1 protein-coding gene is annotated in these 707 nt (G+C 50.5%); it reads right to left on the bottom strand.

The features are described 5' to 3' along the window. A partial coding sequence (locus tag AUR66_RS14870) for a nucleotide sugar dehydrogenase (RefSeq protein ID WP_231727911.1) occupies positions 1–577 on the bottom strand: 577 nt, incomplete at its 3' end. Positions 578–707: the final 130 nt, after the last annotated feature.

Genomic DNA, 707 nt, shown 5'->3' with positions numbered 1-707 from the left:
GAATCTCACCCTCGACGAAGGAGTGGTACAATTCGACTGTTTGTTCGATTGACTCCTGGTCAATTCCCCCAATGACACGGTCGTTCTCTCGCAGTTCGGTAATCATGTTCCCTGGGAGCACCGTCTCAGGACAATGTGCCAACCCAAAGTCGCGACCTGCAACTAAATTCGATTTTTCTAGTTGTGGCTGTAATACCGATTCAGTAGTCGTTGGGGGCACAGTTGATTCAAGGATAACCAAGTCTCCTTCTTTGAGAAGGTCACTTACAGTCTCACCAGCTGTTGCAACGTACCCGAGGTCTGCCTGCTTTTCTGCGTCATCGAACGGTGTTGGTACGCAGATGATGTGAACATCTGCCGGAACAGGGTCAGACTTGACACTGAGTCCCTTCGATTCGATTGCCTCTGTCACAAACTCTTGGAGCCCCGGTTCGTCGAAGTGAACCTCCCCATTCTGGAGGGCAGATATCACCTCGGGGTTGGTATCGAAGCCTACTACATCGTACTCAGAGTGAGCAAATATCGTGGCGGTTGGGAGTCCAATGTAACCGAGTCCATGGACGCAGATGTCTGTCATTGAAGTACCTCTTGGGGTTGTGGCTGCCCAACAGTCTGTAAAATCGTCTCTGCTGTTGTTCCGTCGCCGAATGGGTTCTCCCATTCAAAGTCTGTCTCTAACATCGTGGTTGCACTATCGACGATTTCGT

The sequence above is a fragment of the Haloferax profundi genome (assembly GCF_001469865.1).
Classification (GTDB): domain Archaea; phylum Halobacteriota; class Halobacteria; order Halobacteriales; family Haloferacaceae; genus Haloferax; species Haloferax profundi.
The sequence above is the reverse complement of the archived record's forward strand: the minus strand, read 5'-3'. Positions and strand labels throughout refer to the sequence as shown.